Origin of the sequence: Jiangella anatolica, assembly GCF_003236295.1 — a bacterium.
Lineage (GTDB): Bacteria > Actinomycetota > Actinomycetes > Jiangellales > Jiangellaceae > Jiangella > Jiangella anatolica.
This window is the reverse complement of the sequence record NZ_POTW01000088.1, coordinates 22,491-30,310: the sequence shown is the minus strand read 5'-3', so window position 1 is coordinate 30,310 and position 7,820 is coordinate 22,491. Positions and strand designations below refer to the sequence as shown.

General features: G+C 72.0%; 6 protein-coding genes and 1 pseudogene. 1 reads left to right on the top strand and 6 read right to left on the bottom strand.

Going from position 1 to position 7,820, the window contains the following annotated elements; translation table 11 throughout:
• A pseudogene (locus C1I92_RS35700) lies at positions 1-143 on the bottom strand (aminotransferase class V-fold PLP-dependent enzyme); the annotation flags it as partial.
• A 62-nt stretch (positions 144-205) separates the two neighbouring features.
• Between C1I92_RS35700 and C1I92_RS26175 the strand changes: the two are divergent.
• A complete protein-coding gene (locus C1I92_RS26175; protein WP_111257575.1) occupies positions 206-646 on the top strand; it encodes an Lrp/AsnC family transcriptional regulator in 441 nt (146 codons plus the stop codon).
• Positions 647-897: 251 nt separating this feature from the next.
• Here the strand turns inward: C1I92_RS26175 and C1I92_RS26170 are convergent, their stop codons facing one another.
• Genes C1I92_RS26170 through C1I92_RS26150 form a run of 5 tightly spaced genes read right to left on the bottom strand, consistent with a single transcriptional unit; the run spans position 898 to position 7,811 of the window.
• Entirely contained in the window at positions 898-2,070 is a 1,173-nt protein-coding gene (locus tag C1I92_RS26170) for an acyl-CoA dehydrogenase family protein (RefSeq protein WP_111257574.1), read from the bottom strand.
• Between the two features lies 1 nt (position 2,071).
• Positions 2,072-4,273, bottom strand: coding sequence for a thiamine pyrophosphate-dependent enzyme (locus tag C1I92_RS26165; protein WP_233507266.1), 2,202 nt, complete (start codon positions 4,271-4,273; stop codon positions 2,072-2,074).
• Positions 4,270-5,820, bottom strand: a complete 1,551-nt coding sequence (locus tag C1I92_RS26160) for an aldehyde dehydrogenase family protein (RefSeq protein WP_199521602.1) — start codon at positions 5,818-5,820, stop codon at positions 4,270-4,272. The genes C1I92_RS26165 and C1I92_RS26160 overlap by 4 nt, the downstream gene beginning before the upstream one ends.
• Positions 5,821-5,842: 22 nt before the next feature.
• Positions 5,843-7,273, bottom strand: a complete 1,431-nt coding sequence (gene lat, locus C1I92_RS26155; protein ID WP_111257572.1) for an L-lysine 6-transaminase — start codon at positions 7,271-7,273, stop codon at positions 5,843-5,845.
• Positions 7,257-7,811 carry a GNAT family N-acetyltransferase gene (locus C1I92_RS26150; RefSeq protein ID WP_111257571.1) on the bottom strand — a complete coding sequence of 185 codons (555 nt, stop codon included), beginning with the start codon at positions 7,809-7,811 and terminating at the stop codon, positions 7,257-7,259. Before C1I92_RS26150 ends, lat begins: the two co-directional genes overlap by 17 nt.
• Positions 7,812-7,820 lie beyond the last annotated feature (9 nt).

Here is a 7,820-nt window from a genome sequence, read left to right as displayed (position 1 = left end):
TCCCACGACACCCGCCCGTGCCGCCACTCGTCCAGCGCCGCCTGCATGGCCTCCCAGGCGGGAGCGGGCGGCAGCCCGTAGCTCGCGGTGTTGAGCCAACCCGGCTCGGGGGAGAAGAGGTCACGCGCCTCGGTCAGGTCCATTCGGCCATCGTGCCAGCGTGGCGCGGCCGGACCACAGGGCGGCCCGCCGGTACAGTGCATGCGTGGAGGACATCGACAGGAAGATCGTGGCACTGCTGATGCGGGACGGCCGGATGAGCTACACCGATCTCGGCAAGTCGACCGGCCTGTCCACGTCGGCCGTGCACCAGCGGGTCCGCCGGCTCGAGGAGCGCGGCGTGATCCGCGGCTATTCGGCCGTCGTCGACCACGAGGCGGTCGGGCTGCCGCTGACGGCGTTCATCTCCATCAAGCCGATCGATCCGAGCGAACCGGACGACTCCCCGGAACGGCTGTCCGGCATCCAGGAGATCGAGGCCTGCTATTCCGTCGCCGGCGACGAGAACTACATCCTCAAGGTGCGGGTCGGCCGGCCGGCCGACCTGGAGGACCTGCTGGCCCGGATCCGCTCGTCGGCGAACGTGTCGACGCGCACGACGATCGTGCTGTCGACGGCGTACGAGAACCGGCCGATGACGGCCTGACGGCAAAGAAAGTGGGCCGGAATACCGCGCGAGCCCACACGGCATTCCGGCCCTTTTTGCCCCCCTTGCCGCCGGAGCGTCCTCCGGTGGCCGATACGTCTCGAGATTAGCCCCAGCCGCTCCGGCCCGCATCCCGAGAATTGGCGTCCTGCCTGGTCAGAGCCGTCGATTGTGACAATGCGTGACGCTGGCCGCTTGGCCCTCCCGGACGCATGGTGACGGTGCGTGACGCACTGTGACCGGGATCACGTTTAGCCGAACGCGTTCTGCCCCGTGAGCGCCTGGCCGATCACGAGCTGGTGCACCTCGCTGGTGCCCTCGTACGTCAGCACCGACTCCAGGTTGTTGGCGTGGCGCAGCACCGGGTACTCCAGCGTGATGCCGTTGGCGCCGAGGATCGTGCGGCACTCGCGGGCGATCGCCAGCGCCTCCCGGACGTTGTTCAGCTTGCCGAGGCTCACCTGCTCCGGCCGCAGCGTGCCGTCGTCCTTCAACCGGCCCAGGTGCAGCGCCAGGAGGTAGCCCTTCTGCAGCTCCAGCGCCATGTCGGCGAGCTTGGCCTGGGTGAGCTGGAACGCCGCCAGCGGCTTGTCGAACACCTCGCGCGTCGTCGCGTAGTCGATGGCGGACGCCAGGCAGTCGCGGGCCGCGCCCAGGGCGCCGAACACGATGCCGAACCGGGCCTCGTTCAGGCACGACAGCGGCCCGCGCAGGCTCGACACCTCCGGCAGGACGGCCGACGACGGCAGCCGGACGCCCTCCAGCACCAGCTCGCTCGTCACCGACGCACGCAGCGACAGCTTCTTGCCGATCTTCGGCGCGGAGAACCCGGGCGTCCCCGCCGGGACGAGGAAACCGCGCACCTTTGTGTCATCACAGCGGGCCCACACGACGGCGACGTCGGCGACGGAGCCGTTGGTGATCCACATCTTGGTCCCGTCGAGCACCCAGTCGTCGCCGTCGCGGCGGGCACGGGTGCGCATGCCGGCCGGGTTGGAGCCGAAGTCGGGCTCCGTCAGCCCGAAGCAGCCGATCAGCTCGCCGGCCGCCATCCTGGGCAGCCACTGCTGCTTCTGCTCCTCGGACCCGAACTTCCAGATCGCGAACATCGCCAGCGACCCCTGCACGGACACCAGCGACCGGACGCCGGAGTCGCCGGCCTCCAGCTCCATGCAGGCCAGGCCGTAGGAGACGGCGTTCGTGCCGGCGCAGCCGTAGCCGGTGAGGTGCATGCCGAGCAGCCCCAGCTTGCCGGCCTCCAGCGCCAGTTCGCGGACGGCCGACGTGGAGAGGCCGGACTCGTACCAGTCCGCGATCGACGGGCGGACGCGGTCGTCGACGAAGTGGGCGACCGCGTCGCGCAGGTCGCGCTCCTCCTCGCTGAGCAGATGGTCGACGCTCAGCAGTTCCAGCGGCGAGGTCATGTCACTCCTTCTCGGCCAGCTCGACGGCGGCCGTCTCGATGTGCTGCTCCCCGAGCAGCACGTGGCTCGCGGCCGCGCCCAGCGGCACGAAGCTGTCGTGGCTGGAGACGCGGGCGATGCGGCCGTCGTAGCCGGACTCCACCAGTGCGGTGACGACACCCTCGCCGACGCCGCCGGAGTGCCGGGTCTCGTCGGCCACCAGCACCTTCCCGGTGAGGTTCGCCTCGCGGACGATGTCCTCGACCGGCAGCGGCGCCAGCCAGCGCAGGTCCAGCACCTGGGCCGCGATGTCGCGGTCGGCGAGCCGCCGGGCGACGCGCAGGCTCATCGGGACGCCGTTGCCGAACGTGACGATGGTGAGGTCGGCGCCGGAGCCGTGCACCCGGGCCCGCCCGATCGGCGCGTGCTCGCCCGCGTCGGCGGCGAGCCACTCGTTGTCACCGTCGGCGTGCAGGTCACGGGTGTGGTAGAGCGCGATCGGCTCCAGGAACGCCGACACCGTCCCGTCGACGGCGGCAGCGGCCAGGCAGGTCCGCAGCATGGCGGCCGCGTCGTCGCCGCGGGACGGGCAGGCGACCACCAGGCCGGGGATGTCGCGCAGCACCGCGACGCCGTTGTCGTTGTGGAAGTGCCCGCCGAAGCCGCGCTGGTAGGCGAGCCCGGCGATGCGGACGACCAGCGGGTTGCGGTACTGCCCGGTGGAGAAGAACGACAGCGAGGCCGCCTCGCCGCGCAGCTGGTCCTCGGCGTTGTGCAGGTAGGCGAGGTACTGGATCTCCGGGACCGGCAGCAGCCCGGCCAGGCCCGCCCCCAGCCCGAGGCCGAGGATCGACTGCTCGTCCAGCAGTGTGTCGAACACCCGGGCGCGGCCGTGCCTGCGGGCCAGGCCGCGGGTGACGCCGTAGACGCCGCCCTTGCGGCCGACGTCCTCGCCGAACAGGACGACGCGGCGGTCGCGCTCCAGCGCGGCCGACAGCGCCGAGTTGATCGACTCGGCCAGCGTCGCCGGCTGGTCCGCGCGGGCCTCGTCGTACAGGCCCGCGGCGGCGTGCGCGACGGCGTCGGGGGTGCGCGGGGCGAGCGGCGCGACGATCTCGGTGGACGAGCTCAGGGTGCGCACCTGCCCGAGCTCCGCGGCGACGGCGTCGACGTCGGCGCGCAGCTCCCGGTAGCGGGCGACCAGCTCGTCCGGCGTCGCGGCGCCGGCGGCGACCAGCGCGCGGGCGGTGCCGAGGATCGGGTCGCGGGCGTGGTCGGCGGCGATCTGCGCCGGCGTGCGGTAGCTGATCTCGGCGTCGCTGCCGGCGTGCCCGAGGTAGCGGACGGTGCGCAGGTGCAGGAACGCGGGTTTGCGCTGCTCCCGGACGTACGCGGCCGCCTCCCTCGCCGCGGTCAGCGTCGCTGCCGGGTCCGCGCCGTCGGCCTGGACGTAGGTCAGGCCGGGCCGGGACCCGTACGCCGTCTCCACCCAGCCGGCCGGCGTCGGGACGGAGATGCCCATGCCGTTGTCCTCGCAGACGAACAGCACCGGCACCGGCAGCCCGCCGTAGGCCGTGTTCAGCGCGGTGTTGACGGCCCCGACGGCGGTCGAGTGGTTGGCCGACGCGTCGCCGAACGAGCAGACGGCGACCGCGTCGTCCGGCCAGGTCGCGGGCACGCCGAGCCGGTGCGCCCGGTGCAGCGCCACCGCCAGCCCGACGGCGCGCGGCAGGTGCGAGGCGATCGTCGACGTCTGCGGAATGATCGACAGCGCGGCATGGCCGAACACCTTGTGCCGCCCGCCCGCGATCGGCTCGTCGGCGGCGCCCATGAGGCTCTGCAGCACGTCGCGGATCGGGGTCGAGCCGGGCACCTGGGCCGCCCGGGCGGCGTAGAAGCCTCCGGAGCGGTAGTGCAGCAGCGCCGGGTCGCTGGGCCGCAGCGCCGTCGCGACCACGGCGTTCGACTCGTGCCCGGCCGACCCGATCGTGTAGAAGCCGCGCCCGGCCGCCTGCAGCTCGCGTGCGACGACGTCCAGATGACGGCTGGTCACCTGGGCGTCGAAGATGCCGCGCAGGACCTCGTCGGAGGGCGCGGGCGGGGGCGGGGATTCGACGCCGGCTTCCCGAACCCCCGCACCCCCATCGGCGCTGGGCGGCGCCGCCGCGGGCAGCGCCTCGATCGCCGTCAGCAGCGCCTGCTCGAGCGCGGCCGGGGTGCTCACGACTCGTCGAGCCGGAAGCCGAGGTCGGCGTCGAGGTCGGCGACGTCCATCTGCGCCTTCTGCAGCCGGCCGGAGTAGTCCCAGTTCACCGACTGCCAGCGGGTGAACTGGTCCAGCACCCACATGCCCGACTGGCGCGACCCGTTGCCGGACTTGCCGTTCCCGCCGAACGGCAGGTGCGCCTCCGCGCCGGACGTCGAGTTGTTGATGCTCACCATGCCGGCGGAGATGCCGCGCCGGTAGGCGAACGCGTCGGCCGGGTTCGTCGTGTAGATGCTGCTGGACAGGCCGTAGCCGGGAGCGTTGGCCAGGTCGATCGCCTCGTCCAGCGTCGTGTACGACGTGACGCCGACGATCGGGCCGAACGTCTCCTCGTCGAACAGCTCGTCGCCCGGCCGCACGCCGTCGACCACCATCGGGTGGTAGAAGAGGCCCTTCTCCGGGTCACCGACGAAGCCGTCCCGCGGGTTGCCCGCCGTGATGCGGCCGGTCGGCCCGTACACGGTGTGCTGCGGCTGCACCCAGCCGAGGAACTTCTCGTACCGCTCGGCGAACTTGGCGTCCAGCAGCGGGCCCATCAGCACGTCCTGCGCCGGGTCGCCCACGGCGGCCGCGCCGACCGCCGCGGTGAACCGGCGGACGAACTCGTCGTGCAGCGACTCGTGCACGATGACGGTGCCGAGCGACGTGCAGCGCTGGCCGGCGGTGCCGAAGCCGCTGAACAGCGCGCCCTCGACAGCGAGGTCGAGGTCGGCGCTGGGCGTGACGACCAGCGGGTTCTTGCCGCCCAGCTCCAGGCACGCCGTCTGCAGGTGCCGGCCGGTGAGCGCGCCGATCTCGCGGCCCACCTCGGAGGAACCGGTGAAGCCGACCTTGTCGATGTAGCCCAGCTCCAGCGACTCCTGGAGGCCTGCGTATGTCTCGGCGCCGTCGGCGTGGACCAGGTTGAACACGCCGTCAGGCAGCCCGCCGCCCTTGACGAACAGGTCATGGAAGGCGTTGGAGACGACCGCGGAGTACTCGGCCGGCTTCCACACGATCGTGTTGCCGGTGAGCAGCGCCGGGACGATGTACCAGGACGGCACCGCGACCGGGAAGTTGCCGGCGGTGATGACGGCGACGGTGCCGACCGGGTTGCGGAACGTGAACAGCTGCTTGTCGGGCATCTCGCTGGGCACCGTCTGGCCGTACAGGCGGCGGCCCTCGCCGAGGAAGAAGTCGCAGGTGTCGACGATCTCGCGGACCTCGCCGAGCGCCTCGGCGTACGGCTTGCCGATCTCACGGGTGACCAGCCGGGCGAGGCTCTCGGCGTTCTCCTCGACGACCCGGCCGATGTGCGCGATGGCGCGGCCGCGGACCGGCGCCGGGACGTCGGCCCAGGCGCGCTGCGCGTTCTTGGCGACGACGGCCGCCGCGGTGAAGATGCGCCCCGGCGCCAGGCTGACCTCGCCGACGACGTCGTCGAGGTCGGCGGGGTTGAGGCTGGCGACGGTGTGGTCGCCGGGAACGGCCTGGCCGTCGACGACCGAGGTGACGGTGCGGGTCACAGTGGTTGTGCTCCTCGGGTGCTCAGGCGGACTGACGGGCAACGGCGCGGCCGAACGCCGCGACGGCGAGGTCGATCTCATCATCGGTCACCGACAGGGCGGGACGGAAGCGGATCGCCCGCTCGCCGCTCGGCAACGCGATGACCTGCTCGTTCTCGCGCAGATCGGTGATGACGGCGGTGCGGGTGGCGCCGTCGGGGAGGTCGGCGGCGACCATGAGGCCGCGGCCGCGCACGTTGCTCACCGGCGCGCCGATCGCGCGCAGGCCGGCGAGGAACCGCTCGCCCTTCGGCCCGGCCGCGTCGATCAGGCCGTCCTGCTCGATGATCTCCAGCAGCCGCCGGGACCGGACCATGTCGGCCAGCCCGCCGCCCCACGTCGAGTTGATCCGGCCGGACACGGTGAACACGTTCTCGGCGACCTCGTCCACTCGGCCGCCGGCCATGACGCCACCGACCTGCACCTTCTTCGAGAACGCGACGACGTCCGGCTGCAGGCCGAGCTGCTGGTAGGCCCATGCCGTCCCCGTCGTGCCGGCGCCGGTCTGCACCTCGTCGACGATGAACAGCGCGTCGTGCTCGTGCACCAGGGCCTGCATGGCCTGCAGGAACTCGGCGCGCATGTGGTTGTCGCCGCCCTCGCCCTGGATCGGCTCGCAGATGAACGCGGCGATGTCGTGCGGGTGGGCCTCGAAGGCGGCACGGGCCTGGGCGAGCGCGTGCTCCTCCGCGGCGACGACCTCGTCGAGGTGCTCCTCGAGCGGGAAGACGATCGCCGGGACGTCGATGCGGGGCCAGTCGAACTGGGGGAACCGGGCGGTCTTGTTCGGCTCGGTGTTCGTCAGCGACAAGGTGTAGCCGCTGCGGCCGTGGAAGGCCTTCGTCAGGTGCATGATCCTGGTGCCGAGGCGGGGGTCGCGGCCGTTGGCCTCGTTGTGCCGGCTCTTCCAGTCGAACGCGACCTTGAGCGCGTTCTCGACGGCGAGCGCGCCGCCCTCGACGAAGAACAGGTGCGGCAGCCGCGGGTCGCCGAGCACGCGGACGAACGTCTCGGTGAACTCGGCGAGGTGCACGGAGTAGATGTCCGGGTTGGCCGGCTTGTTGGCGGCGACACGCCCCAGCAGATCCATGAACGCCGGGTCGTCGACCAGTCCCGGCGGGTTGCAGCCCAGCGGCGCCGACGCGAAGAACGTGTACATATCCAGATACCGCTTGCCGTCGCGGGCGTCGACCAGCCAGCTGCCCTGGCTGGCGTCGGTGTCGAGGACCAGCTTGAAGCCGTCGGTGAGCAGATGCTTGCCCAGGACCGCGTGGACCTCGTCCGCGGTGATGGTGAGCTGTTCGGCCACGATCGGTGAACCTCCTCGAACCGGGTGCGGTGACAGAAGACGTCCCTCGTGAGGCTCGCCTTTACGTAATTCTTGCGTCTGTGAGGTGCTATCGCAAGAAGACATCCCGCTGGAGGAGGACTGTGTCGAGCCAGCGGCCGTGCTTGTGCCCGACGGCGCGCAGCCGGCCTGCGTCGGCGAAGCCGAGGGAGCGGTGCAGGGCGAGGGAGGGGTTCGGCCCGCTGCCCTCGCCCTCGTCCACCACCACGGCGACGAGCTGATGGACGCCGGCCGCTCGGCACGCGTCGAGAAGCGCGCTCATGAGGGACCGGCCGAGGCCGCGGCCGGTGTGGGCGGGGGAGAGGTAGACGGTGTTCTCGGCGGTGTGCCGGTAGGCCGGTTTCGGCCGCCAGGGCGCGGCGTACGCGTAGCCGGCGACCGTGGTGTCGCCGTCGTCGTCGCCCGTGTCGGCGACCAGGAAGGGGAGGCCGCGGGCGGTGAGGCCGGCGTGCTTGTCCGCCCAGTCGGCGACCGTCGGAGGCGTCTCCTCGAACGTCACCACGCTGGTCTCGACGTAGTGGGCGAAGATCGCGGCGACGGCGGGCAGGTCGGCCGGTGCGGCGGGCCGGATCGTCGCCGGCGCGTGTTCGCTATAGAGAACCACGCTTCATTA

What these genes read in the sequence shown, in the direction of transcription:
- C1I92_RS26170 (WP_111257574.1), bottom strand. Translation starts at nt 2,070, where the DNA reads ATGACCTCGCCGCTGGAACTGCTGAGCGTCGACCATCTGCTCAGCGAG.
- lat (WP_111257572.1), bottom strand. Translation starts at nt 7,273, where the DNA reads ATGTCTTCTTGCGATAGCACCTCACAGACGCAAGAATTACGTAAAGGC.